This window comes from Nostoc sphaeroides, from assembly GCF_003443655.1.
Lineage (GTDB): Bacteria > Cyanobacteriota > Cyanobacteriia > Cyanobacteriales > Nostocaceae > Nostoc > Nostoc sphaeroides.
Genome location: NZ_CP031941.1, coordinates 5,504,967 through 5,519,827, shown reverse-complemented (window position 1 = coordinate 5,519,827; position 14,861 = coordinate 5,504,967). Strand labels below are relative to the sequence as shown.

15 protein-coding genes and 1 pseudogene are annotated in these 14,861 nt (G+C 42.1%); 7 read left to right on the top strand and 9 right to left on the bottom strand.

Annotated elements, in window-relative coordinates:
* Positions 1-138: 138 nt before the first annotated feature.
* Positions 139-456: a 30S ribosomal protein S10 gene (gene rpsJ / locus D1367_RS24650; RefSeq protein ID WP_017320518.1), complete on the top strand. Its 318-nt coding sequence runs from the start codon at positions 139-141 to the stop codon at positions 454-456.
* A gap of 205 nt (positions 457-661) precedes the next feature.
* The gene (locus tag D1367_RS24645; protein ID WP_118168985.1) at positions 662-1,309 is read left to right on the top strand and encodes an LON peptidase substrate-binding domain-containing protein; all 648 of its coding nucleotides are present in this window, start codon (positions 662-664) and stop codon (positions 1,307-1,309) included.
* 174 nt (positions 1,310-1,483) lie between these two features.
* On the opposite strand, the gene D1367_RS32415 is transcribed toward D1367_RS24645, so the two are convergent.
* Together D1367_RS32415 and D1367_RS32410 are read right to left on the bottom strand one after the other, a co-directional pair.
* Entirely contained in the window at positions 1,484-1,735 is a 252-nt protein-coding gene (locus D1367_RS32415; protein WP_244945032.1) for an ACT domain-containing protein, read from the bottom strand.
* A gap of 123 nt (positions 1,736-1,858) precedes the next feature.
* Positions 1,859-2,363, bottom strand: a pseudogene (locus D1367_RS32410) (prephenate dehydratase domain-containing protein); the annotation flags it as partial.
* A gap of 524 nt (positions 2,364-2,887) precedes the next feature.
* Here D1367_RS32410 and D1367_RS24635 point away from each other — a divergent pair.
* On the top strand, positions 2,888-3,475 hold the full coding sequence (locus D1367_RS24635; protein WP_118168982.1) for a DUF1997 domain-containing protein: 588 nt from the start codon (positions 2,888-2,890) through the stop codon (positions 3,473-3,475).
* Positions 3,476-3,483: 8 nt separating this feature from the next.
* On the opposite strand, the gene D1367_RS24630 is transcribed toward D1367_RS24635, so the two are convergent.
* The 4 genes from D1367_RS24630 to D1367_RS24615 all read right to left on the bottom strand — a co-directional run bounded on the left by D1367_RS24630 (position 3,484) and on the right by D1367_RS24615 (position 10,368).
* The gene (locus D1367_RS24630) at positions 3,484-4,140 is read right to left on the bottom strand and encodes a ribonuclease HII (RefSeq protein ID WP_118168980.1); all 657 of its coding nucleotides are present in this window, start codon (positions 4,138-4,140) and stop codon (positions 3,484-3,486) included.
* Positions 4,141-4,148: 8 nt separating this feature from the next.
* Positions 4,149-6,305 (bottom strand): ribonuclease E, encoded by a 2,157-nt coding sequence (gene rne, locus D1367_RS24625; protein WP_118168978.1) that lies wholly within the window; start codon positions 6,303-6,305, stop codon positions 4,149-4,151.
* A gap of 855 nt (positions 6,306-7,160) precedes the next feature.
* Complete coding sequence (locus D1367_RS24620) at positions 7,161-9,890, bottom strand: TIGR03936 family radical SAM-associated protein (protein ID WP_118168976.1); 2,730 nt, start codon at positions 9,888-9,890, stop codon at positions 7,161-7,163.
* A 148-nt stretch (positions 9,891-10,038) separates the two neighbouring features.
* Positions 10,039-10,368: an STAS domain-containing protein gene (locus D1367_RS24615; protein WP_118168974.1), complete on the bottom strand. Its 330-nt coding sequence runs from the start codon at positions 10,366-10,368 to the stop codon at positions 10,039-10,041.
* Between the two features lie 459 nt (positions 10,369-10,827).
* On the opposite strand from D1367_RS24615, the gene D1367_RS24610 reads away from it, so the two are divergent.
* The gene (locus tag D1367_RS24610; RefSeq protein ID WP_118168972.1) at positions 10,828-11,028 is read left to right on the top strand and encodes a hypothetical protein; all 201 of its coding nucleotides are present in this window, start codon (positions 10,828-10,830) and stop codon (positions 11,026-11,028) included.
* Between the two features lie 428 nt (positions 11,029-11,456).
* Here the strand turns inward: D1367_RS24610 and D1367_RS24605 are convergent, their stop codons facing one another.
* Complete coding sequence (locus tag D1367_RS24605; RefSeq protein WP_181985214.1) at positions 11,457-11,801, bottom strand: hypothetical protein; 345 nt, start codon at positions 11,799-11,801, stop codon at positions 11,457-11,459.
* 300 nt (positions 11,802-12,101) lie between these two features.
* Between D1367_RS24605 and clpS the strand changes: the two genes are divergently transcribed.
* The 3 genes from clpS to D1367_RS24590 all read left to right on the top strand — a co-directional run bounded on the left by clpS (position 12,102) and on the right by D1367_RS24590 (position 13,943).
* Complete coding sequence (gene clpS / locus D1367_RS24600) at positions 12,102-12,383, top strand: ATP-dependent Clp protease adapter ClpS (protein WP_100899825.1); 282 nt, start codon at positions 12,102-12,104, stop codon at positions 12,381-12,383.
* 96 nt (positions 12,384-12,479) lie between these two features.
* Complete coding sequence (locus D1367_RS24595) at positions 12,480-13,313, top strand: CPBP family intramembrane glutamic endopeptidase (RefSeq protein ID WP_118168970.1); 834 nt, start codon at positions 12,480-12,482, stop codon at positions 13,311-13,313.
* Between the two features lie 336 nt (positions 13,314-13,649).
* On the top strand, positions 13,650-13,943 hold the full coding sequence (locus D1367_RS24590; protein ID WP_118168968.1) for a hypothetical protein: 294 nt from the start codon (positions 13,650-13,652) through the stop codon (positions 13,941-13,943).
* Between the two features lie 210 nt (positions 13,944-14,153).
* Here the strand turns inward: D1367_RS24590 and D1367_RS24580 are convergent, their stop codons facing one another.
* Together D1367_RS24580 and D1367_RS24575 are read right to left on the bottom strand one after the other, a co-directional pair.
* A complete protein-coding gene (locus D1367_RS24580; RefSeq protein WP_118168965.1) occupies positions 14,154-14,582 on the bottom strand; it encodes a type II toxin-antitoxin system VapC family toxin in 429 nt (142 codons plus the stop codon).
* Positions 14,582-14,815, bottom strand: a complete 234-nt coding sequence (locus tag D1367_RS24575; protein ID WP_118168963.1) for a hypothetical protein — start codon at positions 14,813-14,815, stop codon at positions 14,582-14,584. The genes D1367_RS24580 and D1367_RS24575 overlap by 1 nt, the downstream gene beginning before the upstream one ends.
* Positions 14,816-14,861: the final 46 nt, after the last annotated feature.

Sequence of the window (14,861 nt, the reverse complement as noted above, 5' to 3'; positions counted from 1 at the left end):
AGGGAGTAGGGAATAGAGAGTAGGAAGTAGGAAGAAGTCAAGCCATTTTGTCTCCCTTAACCCCCACTCACTCACTACCCCCCACTCCCCACTCCCCACTCCCCACTCACTAATTACGCAGAACCTGGAAAATTAAAGATGGCAACTCTACAGCAGCAGAAAATTAGAATTCGCTTACAAGCTTTTGACCGACGCTTATTAGACACATCTTGCGAGAAGATTGTAGATACAGCTAACCGCACCAATGCTACAGCCGTAGGCCCAATTCCTTTACCAACAAAACGCCGGATCTATTGTGTGCTGCGATCGCCTCACGTAGATAAAGATTCACGGGAACACTTTGAAACCCGTACTCATCGCCGGATTATTGATATTTACCAGCCCTCTTCTAAGACTATAGATGCCCTGATGAAATTGGATCTACCATCAGGTGTAGATATCGAAGTCAAACTTTAATTTAGTCATTAGTCATTAGTCATTAGTCATTAGTCATTAGCAAAAGACAAAAGACAAATGATATTAGTATGAATTTTTACATTGCCCTGAAGAAATATATCTCAGGGCTTTTATTTAGCTAGGAAACAAATGATAGAATGTAGATAAAGTACGGGAAAAGCAGAGAAAAATAAATTTTAAAGATTAAGTTTATACCAAGGTAACAATGACATCATCTTCTAAAATTGCAGTTCGTGAACTACCTCTGTTCCCGTTACCCGAAGTAGTTCTGTTTCCTACCAGACCATTGCCCCTGCACATCTTTGAATTTCGCTACCGAATCATGATGAACACGATTTTGGAAAGCGATCGCAGGTTCGGTGTTTTGATGGTCGATCCTGTTAAAGGTACAATTGCAAACACTGGTTGCTGTGCCGAAATCGTTCATCACCAACGGCTGCCAGATGATCGCATCAAGATGTTGACTTTAGGGCAGCAAAGATTTCGGGTATTAGAGTATGTTCGTGAAAAGCCATATATGGTTGGCTTAGTTGAGTGGATTGAAGACCAAGCACCGGCTAAAGATTTGCGACCTTTATCAACTGAGGTAGAACAACTACTGCGAGATGTTGTACGTCTATCAGCCAAATTAACCGAACAAAATATCGAACTGCCAGAAGATTTGCCTGACCTACCAACAGAGTTATCTTATTGGGTAGCGAGTAATCTTTATGGTGTCGCCGGAGAGCAGCAGTTATTGCTAGAAATGCAAGATACTGCAACTCGTCTTGAGCGGGAAGCGGAAATTTTAACCTCTACTCGGAATCACTTGGCAGCTCGCGCTGTTCTCAAAGACACATTTAGTGAAAAGTGAGGAGTTAGGAGTTAGGAGTTAGGAGTTAGGAGTTAGGAGTTAGGAAGAAATAATAAAAAATAAAAAATAAAAGATTGGCAACTTATAATTTATATTCCCTACCTGATAATTAATAACTGATAATTCTTAACTCCTAACTCCTGTACAGACGCGATTAATCGCGTCTCTCCCAACTTATAAAGTAACAGCGCTGATGGGTAAAACATTGTAAGCGCCAAGAATTTTTAAAATTTCTGTGTGCATAGTTAATTCTGCTAAAGCAGATTGCATTTGTGCTTCCTTGGCATCCGCTTCTAAATCCATGAAAAACAAGTATTCGCCTAGCGATCGCTTCGTCGGACGAGATTCAATCCGGCTGAGGTTAATTCCTCGTTGAGCAAATATTTGCAAAGGTTTGAGCAATGCTCCGGGTGTGTTGGCAGGCATACTAAAAGCCAGTGATGTATGACTGGTAGGCACTTTGGATGCCTCATATTTAGCGATCGCTTCACCCTGACTTACTACCCAAAAACGAGTACAGTTTTCTGGATAGTCGTTGATGGCACTAGCAAGGATCGGCAGGTTGTAGAGTTGAGCTGCTCTACTAGAAGCGATTCGCACCCGTTGTTGTCTCTTGCTCCAATCGCTGTAATGCCTCGGTTGTAGAATTGCTAGGAATAATCTGTACAGTCGGGAGAAACCGCCCTAACCATCCCTGACATTGTGCCAAAGCTTGCGGGTGAGAGTAAACAGTTTTAATTTTATCTAAGCTAGACGCGCAAGAAATTAACGTATGGACAATAGGTAATACTAAGGCTAGCTGAATTTGCAAACTGTCCAACTGCCACAGTGTATCTAGTGTCATAGTCACACTCCCTTCAATAGAATTTTCCACTGGCACAACAGCCATCTGGGCTTGACCATCAGCAACGGCGTGCAGTGATTGGGCGATGGTGGGATAGGGACATAGGCTAGCTTCAACTCCCGTACTTTTAGTTAGCCAGTTGGCATAAAAAACAGTTGCTTGTTCTGTATAAGTGCCGGGAGGGCCTAAATGTGCGATCGATAAAGTCATACCTTTAGCCTTGAGTTGCGAGTTTAATCGGTAAACAGAGATTATAATATTTTGGTCTTAGCTAATATATCCAAAATCTACTCTTACTAGACACTGTTATCTCTAAAATTTACGCACTAAACGAATAGAGCGAAACATGTATCCAAGAAAACAATTTATAGAAAACAGCACTTCTACCAGATAGATTTCCTGTAGAGACGACGATTTATCGCGTCTCCCTAACCGTCAAAATGAATTTGACAGACCAGTAGTTTTTTTTGCTAAATTTCTCTAGAGATTTAAAAGCAATTATATTGGTTTCTGACCATAGAAGGATGCATATTATTGTTTTTATGTCAATAAGTAAATTAGAGTCTATATTTCTTGAACTAAAGATAGTAATGAGCCTACCAACTTTTTGCTAATCATGTATAGCTGATAAGCAACAATCATTTTTATGGTCAATAAATTTTATAGTTTTCTAATAATCAGATTTAATTTATTAAAAAATATTAAAATTAAGAAACAGATATTTTTATCCGCTCATGGCTACCCGGTTTACTGCCTCCCAATCGGTTGAAATCGCTGTTCCAGAGCAGCCTATTCCCATTCAGCACTACTTGCGCCAGCCTCAACGTCTAGTTAGGGCTTTGGCTGACAACAGTAGAATTGACCAGCTTTCTGAGGAAGTATTTCGCTTGAAAATGCGTCCGTTAACTTTTATGTCATTGAGTATTCAACCTACTGTAGACATGAGAGTTTGGGCAGAATCAAATGGAATAATTTATTTGCGATCGCTAGGCTGTGAAATCCTGGGCTTCGAGTATATTAACCAGCGTTTTGCTCTCAATTTAAAAGGACATTTGTCTCCCAAAGAGTTAAGCACTGGCACTCGCCTGCAAGGAAGGGCTGATTTAGAAGTGTTGGTGGATTTGCCACCGCCATTTTCTTTCACTCCCAAGCCAATTTTAGAAACTACTGGCAATGCTTTGCTCAAAAGTGTGCTGTTATCAGTCAAGCAACGGTTATTAAATCAACTTTTGGCGGATTATCGTTACTGGGTAATATCACAAACCAAAGATAGAGGACTTAGCGGTAACAGTACTGAATTGCCAATCCTGAATGCTGAGTAATTATTTAATCACTCAACGTTCAGTATTTTGATTTGGCAAGGACGAAAAGATTGACGATGTAGGGGCGAGGGCCCATATTGTTGCAGAGCCAGCAAATGCTGCTGGCTACCATAACCCTTGTTACACTCCAGGCTGTACATAGGGTATTTTAATGCTAGACGTAGTACTAAATCGTCACGCCAAACCTTGGCAACAATACTAGCAGAGGCAATGGCAAGCGATCGCTCGTCCCCCTTAATTATTGTTTGTTGCGGCAATAGCAAGTCTTTGATCAACTGATTACCATCAACCAGGCAGAGTGCAGGCTGTACTTTTAACTTCAGTACAGCCCGCTTCATTGCTAACAGCGTCGCTTGCAAAATATTTATCTTGTCAATTTCGGCAGTAGAAGCAAACCCAATTTTCCAGTCTATAGCTAGCCCACAAATCTGCTGCGCTAGCTGAGTTCTACGAGAACTAGATAACTTTTTACTGTCTTTGATTTTAGCTGCCATCAGTATTGGCAAAGCATGATCTGGTAATATCACTGCTGCTGCCACCACAGGGCCAAATAGAGCGCCTCGCCCTACTTCATCCACACCTGCAACCAACCCTGGAATCCCTGACAAGGTAGAAAACTCCAGCCAATTGGATTGTTCCAAGGGCGTTGGCGACATTTCTACCATAAAGCAAATTAATTATCCTCGATCGCTGAGGAACGACGGCGACGGCGACGGCTAGCAGTGGCGGCGCTGTTGGCATCATTTTCATCTTCGTTGGCGGAAGCTTTCGCAGACAAGCTACCCGTTGGGCTAGCAGTCAACTCAGATGGTTCAATTGTCTCTTGTATCAAAGGTTTTGGTTCTGGCTCAATAACTTTTGGTATTGGTATCTTGCTTGGGATTATTTCAGGTGTTGCTTTTTGAACAATAGTTGCTGAGGTTGATTCAGTTGGAGTTGTTGGCTGTTGACCGGGCTGAATCACGTTAATAATCACAGACTTGGTATTTTTAACCTCTTGGTCTAACTTCACTAAGGGAGATATTCCCATCAAGGCAAAGATATCCTGTTCCTGGAGGCTCATTTCTACAGTTCTAATCTCCGGTGGTTCTACCACTGGTTTGACTGGCTCTGGCTTGATAATTTTAGCGCGTTCTACAGTCCGATCTATAGTCCGATCTATAGTGCGATCTACTACAGTGCGCTCTACTCTTTCACTCCAACCTGGTTTACCAAGGGTGGGTGAGGGAATCTCTGGTGCAACTCCTAGTTCTGGTTCAACATCAAGGTCTAAGTCTGGCTCGTTGACAAAAGCTAGTGGATTGGCTACAACCCTAGCTTCATCTTTCCCGTTTAACCCATTGATAGCAATTCGACTGCGGCGAGTGCGGGTACGACGCTTATTATCATTAAGGTCTTGATAACTAGGATGATTGATCAGATTTAGATTACCCGATTCTAGGTCGCCGTCAAATGCTTCTGAAAATCCATCATAGGTTTCTCGTGGTTCTGGGATGCGGGCAGATGGCTGACGTGGTTCTCGGTGAGGCAGGGATACAAAACGCTCACGTTCACGCTCTGGTGTTTCTGCTGGTATTGGTAATCGGTTTTCGATTTCTCCAGGCAGACGCACTGTATGTCCTAAACCGCCACAGGTGGGGCAAGTTTCGCCAAACAATTCGTATATGTTTTGACCTTGGCGTTTGCGGGTTAGTTCTACTAAACCTAATTCGGTTAATTGAGCAATCTGCGGACGAGCTTTGTCTGCTTTGAGTGCTTTATTGAAGTGTTCGAGAACTTGCAGTTGATCGCGTCGTGATTCCATATCAATAAAATCAACAACGATCACTCCGGCGATATTCCGTAGACGCAACTGGCGAGCAATTTCTGTTGCAGCTTCGCAGTTTGTCCACAAAACTGTTTCTCTAGCTGTTGCCGATCGCGTGAAGGAACCTGAGTTAACATCAATTACGGTTAATGCCTCTGTCGGCTCAATGATGATGTAGCCTCCAGAAGGTAGGTCTACTCTCGGTTTCAGGGCTTCTCTAATGGCGGCAGTGATGCGGAAGTACTCTAAAATTGGAGAGCGATCGCGGTGATGGTCAATTAACAATCCCTGCGGTGTTTGACCTCCGCTCCAGTTCTGTAAGTACTGTTTGACGCGCTTCAAACCAGTACTGGAATCTACGACAATCCGATTTACATCCGCGCCGTACATATCTCGCAATACGCGCTGAATGAAGTCATCATCCCGGTTGAGTAGTGCTGGGGCACGGGTGGAATGCGCTTCCTGCTGAATGGCTTCCCATTGCTTTTGCAGCAATTCCAAATCTTCCATAATCGCTTCTTCGGGTTTGCCTTCTGCTTCTGTACGCACAAGCAAACCCATTCCCGCCGGTTTGACCAAAATCGCCAGTGCCCGCAAGCGGTTGCGCTCACTTTCACTTTTAATCCGTCGGGATAAATTTACACCTCTACCATAAGGCATCAATACTACGTAGCGTCCAGGTAAGGTAATATTACCCGTCAGCCGGGGGCCTTTTGTCCCCGTTGGCTCTTTCATTACTTGCACCAAAACTTTCTGCTGTGGTGCTAGTAGTTCTGTAATTGCTGCTGCGGTACGCTTTAGCTTTAATGGCCCTAAGTCGGTGACGTGAATAAAACCGTTGCGCTCTGGGTCGCCAATATTGACAAAAGCCGCATCTATCCCAGGCAATACGTTTTCTACTACTCCTAAGTAGATATCACCTATTTGGTGATGACCCGTAGCAACAACTAGTTCTTGTATTTGATCTTCAGAAAAGACAGCAGCAATTTGGTGCTGCTCCGCGATGATAATTTGTTTTGGCATTCAATTTCCTCAAAATTGGCAGCACCAATAGGTCTGGAGGTTTGTTATACCTTTGTTGCCCCTGCAACCCTCAAAAGGTGCTACTGATAATAAAAATCGCAAACCTGAGCTTCTAAATTAAATAGCTATTGGCGCTCTTAAGAGCATTATTACGGGGGATTATTCCAGAACGGCTGCATGTTTAAGCAATTAAATCAACCATTCGTGGTTGATTTGTGATGCAATACCCTCACTAAAGAGAGTTCTGAGTTTAAAAGTTCTGAATCCTGAGTAAGTTTTTAACTCAGGAAGCTTTATTTGAGAGTAACCTACTGATGTCGTTAAGAAAAAGAAACTATTTCTATTTTCCATTCCCCGGATTTCTCCTTAGGGTTATACTCAGCAACGCCAGCTGCTATCCTACTTTAAGCCGCGCTTTACGCGTCTCGTGAACGTCTGCAAATTCGGCTTAACCGAGAACAGTTGTTTAACCTACGGTAACGCTAAAGGCGAACAACTCTAGAAAAGTAGCTCACTAGCTCTTTGGCACTACTGGGGATTAAACATTCAGCAGCTGTTTAAAAAGCATGGATTTAGAGAACCTAAGCGAGCCTGCTGTTAGTTACTGATTCACAAGGTAGCTATAGAGAGAGTGTGTGTTCTTTAATCTGCCTCAGTTTGTCTGGGATAAAATCCTAGAATTTGCACTCTAAATATCTTTGCTTTCGCCCCCTGAACACCAGGGTAGTGAACCAGCTAAATTCAATGCAGCGCCAGAAAATTTCTCTTCACCCCATTCTAACGCAACCTTGCTAAAAATCAATTCCAACGATATAGCCACGTTAGGACAACTACTAGCAAGCTGCCCTACAGGGATTATACCCCTAAAATTAGCCGATTGCGGTGGATGTGCAGGAGTTGGAATTCTCCATTAGCCACCATCCCTAGCATAAACAGGATTTGTTCAGGACGCAATAGAAAACCATCTTGGCGATAGCTACCTACATAACGGATAACAGATATAGATTCTGCAATGCCTTTGTGGGTTTCTACTAATTCCAGTTCAAATAAGCGATCGCGCAGATTTATTAACTGGCTCTTGCCTGACTTTGTTGTATGCTCGTACCACAGTTCGTCTTTTGCTTTGATGGTATCAATCCATTCTTGCCATTGTATAGGTGTTACTTCTTCGCCGAGTGCTGCTACGGTAATTAAATATTCTGCTGTTTCTAGCAGTTGAGTCGCTGCCGGAGTTTTTAAATCTATCTGCTCCACATCATATATAGGTATGTCTGTGGGCATTTCCCGAACCAACTTTTCTCGAAAAGTATCAACTGCCACTGGTACAGTTAACTCAAAATCTGCAATTTCACCACTACTAGTAGCTCCTAGAGCCAAAGCAGTTGCTACAGAAATTCGCGGCATTGGATGAAATCCACCAGTGAAAGCGATTGGTAAACCTGCTCGCCGCACAACTCGGTCAAACAGACGGATTAAATCTAGGTGGCTTACCAAAGCCATATTACCCTGTTTCCCAAACCAAACTCGCAATCTTTGTACCTTCGTTGTGTTGGGGACAAACTCGCCAGCGAACTTCGGGATAGCAGGTGATTCAATTACAACGTTATGGCCAAAGTCGGTTCCACATACGCCACAGTGGGAACAACCTTCAAAAGAGCAATCGGGTACAATTGCAGCTTCTAAGGCGCGTTGCAAGTCTTCTTTGAGCCACTTTTTGTCAATTCCAGTATCAATATGATCCCAAGGGAGGGGAGTATCGAGGGAGTGGGGAATGGGGAGTGGGGAGTTAGGAGTTAGGAGTGAGGAGTTAGGAGTTGAGAATTGGGCATTTTCCGATCTATTCTGATCTTGTGCGTGAGACAAATTCCATTCGCCATTTTCTATTTGGCGGTATTTCCAGTCTAGATCGGCCCCAGCGATCGCATCTCCCCAAGCGCTAAAAGCCTGATCTAAATTTTCATACCAGGAATCCATACCAGCACCCAATTCCCAGGCACGCTGAACTACTTTGCTCAAATTGCGATCGCCTCGTCCCACAAAATCTTCCATTGCCGAAATGCGAACATCGGTAAAATTTACCTTCACTCCCTTTATTCGGCGGAATTCTTGCCGCAACAGGTTTTGTTTGCGTTTAAATTCAGTGGTAGAAACTGAGTGCCATTGGAATGGCGTATGGGGCTTGGGTGTAAAGTTAGAAATCGTCAGGTTAAAGTTTAGAGGTTTTCTGCCCTTGCCTCGACATTCTCGCTGTAGCCAGCTGACTGTTTCGGCAATGCCCAAAACATCAACATCCGTCTCACCCGGCAAGCCAATCATAAAATACAACTTGATTTTATCCCAGCCTTGCTCCCAAGCAGTTTTCACCCCCCGCAACAATTCTTCATTAGTCAAACCCTTATTCACGATGTCTCGCATTCGCTGAGTTCCAGCTTCGGGAGCAAAAGTCAGTCCACCTTGCCGCGTACCCCCAAGGATATTGGCAATATTTTCATCAAATCTGTCTACCCGTTGGCTTGGTAGAGTCAGAGAAATGTTTTCATTTTTTAACCGATTTTTGATTTCCATTCCCACTGCTGGCAGGGACAAATAATCAGAACAACTCAGAGATAATAGGGAAAACTCATTGTAACCAGTTGCTCGCATCCCTTGTTCAATTGCTTCTACAACCTTATCGGGTTCTACATCCCGTGCTGGCCGAGTTAGCATTCCTGGTTGACAGAAGCGACAGCCACGAGTGCAACCACGCCTAATCTCAATGGTCAAGCGGTCATGCACCGTTTCCACGTAGGGAACTAACCCAATGGAATACGCGGGTATGGGAGTTGCAACCCGTCGCAAAATTCGTTTTGGTACGTCTGGGCGACGAGGATAAACTGAGCCATCCTCTGCCATGTCGTAAAACTGAGGGACATATACGCCTGGTATCTGTGCCAAATCCAGTAACAGATGTTCCCGACTCAATCCTGCTTGTTTGCCTTCTTCCAATACCAAGCCAATTTCTGGCAGCAGTTCTTCTCCATCTCCAAGGGCGATAAAGTCGAAGAAGTCGGCATAAGGCTCAGGATTAGATGTTGCTGTTTGTCCACCAGCAAAAATTAGGGGAAAAGGAGATGAGGAGGATGAGGGTGGTATTGCTTCCTCATCTTCCGTTACTTCCTCATCTCCCCTAACTTTCTTCTGCCGTTCTCGCCACGTCTTGGGAATTCCAGCTAAATCCAACATTTCTAGGATATTAGTTGCACCCAGTTCGTAACTGAGGCTAAAACCTAAAATGTCGAATTCTGTGAGCGATCGCTTTGACTCTACAGCAAACAATGGCGTATTAGTTTCGCGTAGTTTGGCTGCCAGGTCTTTTCCTGGGAGGTAGGCGCGATCGCACAATTGACGCGGTTGGGCATTCAAAATGTTATAGAGAATGATGTGCCCTAAATTGGATGCACCGACTTCATATACTTCTGGGTAAGTTAATATCCAGCGTATTGCTGCCGTATCCCAATCTTTGTGTACTGCTAAACGCTCATTACCCAGGTAACGCCCTGGTTTTAAAATATCCGATGTTATTAATTTTTCAACTGCAACAGCCACTGTGCTATCTTCTAGCTACCTTAATTACAGCTACTCAGACCCAACATTAGCATTGAATTAGGTTTTATAACCGAGTTTACCGTTGCAACTTATAACTCCTTTACATAAAGTCCACTTCATACCCGAACCTTTGTGCTTTTACATAAAGTTATGTTGCAGCCAATTCAACTTCACCATCCAATATTTCAAACACCCTATCGAGTTGCGTTAGTTCAAAAATAATTCTAATTGACGGAGCAACAGCGCCAAGTTGGAAACCCCTTCCTAAACTAAGAGCCAGCTTGTGTATAGATAACAATGCCATCAACCCCGCGCTGTCTAACGATTCTACTGCTGCAAGGTCTACTACCAAGATGGAAATACCATTTTGTGCTAACGCTGTGGTCATATCTCGTTCGAATTCCAAGGCGTTTGTAGCATTCAAAAAACCTTGGGGGCGAATAACTGCAATCTTCGGATAGTTCAGCACTGCCTGCATAGTTACATCCTATTGAGAATTATTAAAGCGTCAAGCTAAGAATTATTTGAACATAAACTCTATTTTGTTGCATCGACCATACGTCTTACTTCTCTTTGCTGAATCTTTATTGCTTTAGTATCTCTGTTTAAAGATTGTCATAATTTCGGGGTAAAATGTGCTTATATATACTTTTTTTTTATGCTAGTTCAAAAACAATCAACTATAGATAGCCGTAGGAACGACAAATCATCAGTAAGTATGCTGATAAAACTTGCTTGATCTATAACTGAAGCTAATTTAGCTAAGTCTTAACGGTAAGTTAAATTCCTCACCTTAGCGTTGCTGATGGCATACTACATCCTCATAGCGAATTATTTCTTTAACTAATTAAAATGTGATCTATATGACTATTAGATCACTATTTATGCTTAGGTAAATTTGGAATAATTAGTATCATATAAATCTAGGTTATTGCTTATGAAAACTAAGTACGCTATTCGTAAATTAGTAGAAAAGGCTCTTGACATCAAAAAATTAACTCCTGAGATTGAAAATGAAATCAACTCAGAATTGACGGAACTGGGTTACATTTCTGACGTTGATTACGAAGCTCTGGAATTATTAATGGCAGAGATGGATGCTGGTAGAATTCAGTTGGTTCCTAACTTGGGATATTAGAATAATTCGTAATTCGTAATGACGCTCGTTCGCGCAGCGTGCCGTAGGCAAGACTCGCTAACGCTGCGCTAACGTAATTCGTAATTTAGTTTTGTAACGAAATTTTATAAAAAGCTACAAAACTTGCTGATAATCTTAGCTTTCTTGACTTAAACCGCGTCTATTTTGAAACCTGTAGTTCTTCGGTGATGAAAAGGATTTCCCCTCATCCCCAACCTATCCCCCAGATTGGGATTCGGGGAGCCAGAATTTCAAAGTCCCTCTCCTATATCTGGGAGAGGGATTTAGGGTGAGGGCAAAAACTACGGTTCTCAACTTAGATGAGGTTTAGAACCGCCAGAATTAGTTAATGTTAATTGCTTTTGGGCATAAGGGAGAAGGGGAAGCTGGGGGAGAATAACTAATGACTAATGACCAATGACTAATGACTATTGGTATGCTTGCCAAAGTTGCTGAATAAACTGATTGAGTTGCTGCTTGGCAGCTGAGTCAGGTTCAGTTTTTGGTTCTTTTGCTAAAACTTGGCTCAAGAAGGTAATTACTTCTGTGTCTAATGCTGGCCGAAATAAATTGGCAGGCCAAAGCAAGTCAGATGAATCTCGCAAATCGGTAATTAGGGGCGATTCTTGAATCAAAGTAACCATTAATAAAGGACGCACCCAGCACAACTGGCGGGAAACTACAAATTGAATGACTTCTGCATACAGATTCCTGTCGCCATGCTCTAAAGACACAATTTGTCCTGGTTGAAGAAAATCTAGGCTAATGTCCATCATTATGCAGTTTAGGCGGGGGCAAGGATTATTTTGCAACTTCCTTAATTTTAAAAGTGAGAATGCGCTACTTTTAATGTTGCTTCTGTAACATTAGGGTAGCACTCTCAAGGCAACGATGTCTTAAGAGATATGCCTCACAAGTGGCTACGCGAAACTAATACGACCAATCTCTGACAGCAGAGGGTTTTATTAGCATAGTATCTGAACCGAAATACTATAGAATAGGTAAATAACTGTTAAGCGATCGCTACACAGACACTTTGTAGTAGTGAATCAACAAGAAAAGAGCAAAGAGCCGTGTCAGTTGAAACCATTGAAAAGCCTTCCACAACCCGTAAGCTCGCGCCTCGGTATCGCGTTTTGCTCCATAACGACGACTACAACTCAATGGAGCATGTTGTACAGTCATTAATAGCCACTGTACCTAGCCTTACCCAACCCCAAGCTGTGAGCATCATGATGGAAGCCCATACTAACGGGCTAGCTTTAGTCATTACTTGCGCCCTAGAACACGCTGAGTTCTATTGCGAAACATTGAAAAGTCATGGTTTAAGTAGCACGATTGAACCTGATGAATAGTCATTAGTCATTAGTCATTGATCACTAGTACTGAGCGTAGTCGAAGTATTGGTCATTAGTCAAAATATAGAGTGTTGGCTGGTGACTGACATTAGTATGAAAAAAAACCTTGTTCGTTTAGCTGAACGCCCTGCCCCTATTAGGCTGGGTGCTTTTATTTTGACTTTATTGTTGCTATGGTTGCCATTGGCTACACCAATATACTTACTAGTGCATGATTCAAACTTAGAAAGTATATTGACATTGGTATTGTTATATGGAGTATTTATTTTTCTTCTGAGATTATGGGGTAAATATGTCTACCAGCAGCCACAAATTCTGCGGCATTATGGCTTAGAATTCACGCGGCAAAACGGTGTAGATTTACTGCGTGGTTTGGCTATGGGGATAATTAATATTCTGATACTTTTTGGGGTAGAAAATTTATTAGGTTGGTTGGTGTGGCAACAACCAAAAGTTTTCTTGCTGAAAGTAATTTTAGAGGGTTTACTTGTTGGCTTAGGTATTGGATTTGCTGAGGAGTTGTTATTCCGAGGCTGGTTGTTAGATGAATTACAACGAGATTACAGTCCGCATGTGGCATTGTGGACAGATGCAACTGCGTTTGCTACATTGCACTTTATTAAACCCTTGGAGGCAATTATTCATACACTGCCGCAATTTCCAGCTTTAGTACTGCTGGGGTTAACGCAGGTATGGGGAAAGCGTTGGCGCAGGGGACGCTTGGGTTTTCCAATTGGTTTGCATGGTGGTTTAGTTTGGGGCTACTACATTATTAATGTTGGGGAATTAGTGAAATATTCGGGTCTTGTTCCTGATTGGGTAACTGGTGTGAATAATAATCCCCTACAAGGAGTGATGGGGGTGTTGTTAATGAGTGTACTAGCTTTGTGGATACGAGGAAGGACTGAGCGATCGCGTCATATATGAAAATAGAAATATTGATTGTCTCAGCTATTTGTTTATGAAAAATCAGCAGACAAATAGTGATTTTTGGATGCAGTGGGTACTAGCAAATGCTACTAGCTTCTTCTGTGTAGGTCTTCTTTACTTTTCGTTTATTTTTCCATTTATTTTTTTTACTTCATTAGTGCCTGGTCTAGCCCAATGGTTAATATTAAGAAAGCAAATTATTGGACTCAGCAGATGGTGGATATTAATTAATGTTATTGGTATTATCATATATGGATTCATAGGTGGAAAACTGCAAATTCACGGTAGATATAGTGATTTGTGTTATTATCTAAACACACATATTTCTAATATGTGTGCAGTATTCTCTTACTCATCAGTGGTTTTTTGGGGGGATTTATTACTGGAGTGCAACAGTGGTTCTTCTTAAGAAGATATGTTTCTTTATCTCACTTGCGGACAAGTTGGATATTAGCTAACACTCTCGGCTGGACTTTGGGTGGTTTTATAGGTAGTATTGCATTATTCAAAACTCTTTTTACTGTCTATTTTGTTATAGGATTACTTGCTTATGGATTATTATTTGGTATGCTGAACGGAGCTATTACAGGAGTGTTTTTAATTAAAATTATTAAAGAACAACAATAGGTCAATAACATAAGCAAAGTGATACTGAGTAAAGATTACTTAATATAACCGTCACCAAATGGTATTAACACTAGATAGTTGAATTTTGCTATCTCGACTAATCACTGGTACTCCCAGATATAAGGCAATACAGTTCAGTTAAGCCCAAAAACCTTGGTAAAGACGCGAAATTTCGCGTCTCTACAGGTCTAAAATTAGTACCAAAAATCCTTAACTGAACCGTATTGAGATATAAGGCTGTAGCAGCAATAATGCGATAGATAGTTGAATTTTGCTATCTCGACTAATCACTGGTACTCCCAGATATAAGGCTGTAGCAGCAATAATGCGATCGGGTAAATCTGGTACTTGTGAGCGATTCACTAAGCGCAAAGCTTCAGCTATGTGCCTATTAAAAGGAACTTCAAGCAGTACAGTATCAGTTGTGTCAACAGATGCAAGCAGGCGTTCAAGTGTTAGTGGAGAAATACGCCCTTTCTCACTCAAGTAGACAATTTCGGCTAGCGTAATCGAGGAGAAAGCAACTTGATCTCCAGAAGATGCTATTTGGGCTATAGTATTTTGGGCAGTTGTTGATAATCGTGAATCGCCAAAAATGTACCAAATTACTGCATGGGTGTCAGCTACAGCACGCAGCATCAAATATCCTCCCGTGGAAAACTAGCCCATTCTTCACTACGGGCTACATCAATTTCCTCTGTAGAAGGTGCGTTTCCTAAATCAGCACATAGTCCCCACAAGGATTGGCGGGGAAAGGTAGAGAGTTTATCTGTTAACTCGCGTTCTATATCAGGAGCAATTTGCTGGATCAAACGTACTTTGTCCACAGTTGAAAGCTGCTTTGCTAGTCTGATAACTTCTTTTAGGCTCACAAATTTTCACCTGCTTCATTTGCAAAAATTTTAACAATAGCTAAGA

Coding starts and splice junctions, on each gene's coding strand:
- D1367_RS24605 (WP_181985214.1), bottom strand. CDS start 11,801: ATGGACATTAGCCTAGATTTTCTTCAACCAGGACAAATTGTGTCTTTA.
- D1367_RS32415 (WP_244945032.1), bottom strand. CDS start 1,735: ATGCCTGCCAACACACCCGGAGCATTGCTCAAACCTTTGCAAATATTT.
- D1367_RS24595 (WP_118168970.1), top strand. CDS start 12,480: ATGAAAAAAAACCTTGTTCGTTTAGCTGAACGCCCTGCCCCTATTAGG.
- D1367_RS24580 (WP_118168965.1), bottom strand. CDS start 14,582: ATGCTGCGTGCTGTAGCTGACACCCATGCAGTAATTTGGTACATTTTT.
- rpsJ (WP_017320518.1), top strand. CDS start 139: ATGGCAACTCTACAGCAGCAGAAAATTAGAATTCGCTTACAAGCTTTT.
- D1367_RS24645 (WP_118168985.1), top strand. CDS start 662: ATGACATCATCTTCTAAAATTGCAGTTCGTGAACTACCTCTGTTCCCG.
- rne (WP_118168978.1), bottom strand. CDS start 6,305: ATGCCAAAACAAATTATCATCGCGGAGCAGCACCAAATTGCTGCTGTC.
- D1367_RS24615 (WP_118168974.1), bottom strand. CDS start 10,368: ATGCAGGCAGTGCTGAACTATCCGAAGATTGCAGTTATTCGCCCCCAA.
- D1367_RS24610 (WP_118168972.1), top strand. CDS start 10,828: ATGAAAACTAAGTACGCTATTCGTAAATTAGTAGAAAAGGCTCTTGAC.
- D1367_RS24630 (WP_118168980.1), bottom strand. CDS start 4,140: ATGGTAGAAATGTCGCCAACGCCCTTGGAACAATCCAATTGGCTGGAG.
- D1367_RS24635 (WP_118168982.1), top strand. CDS start 2,888: ATGGCTACCCGGTTTACTGCCTCCCAATCGGTTGAAATCGCTGTTCCA.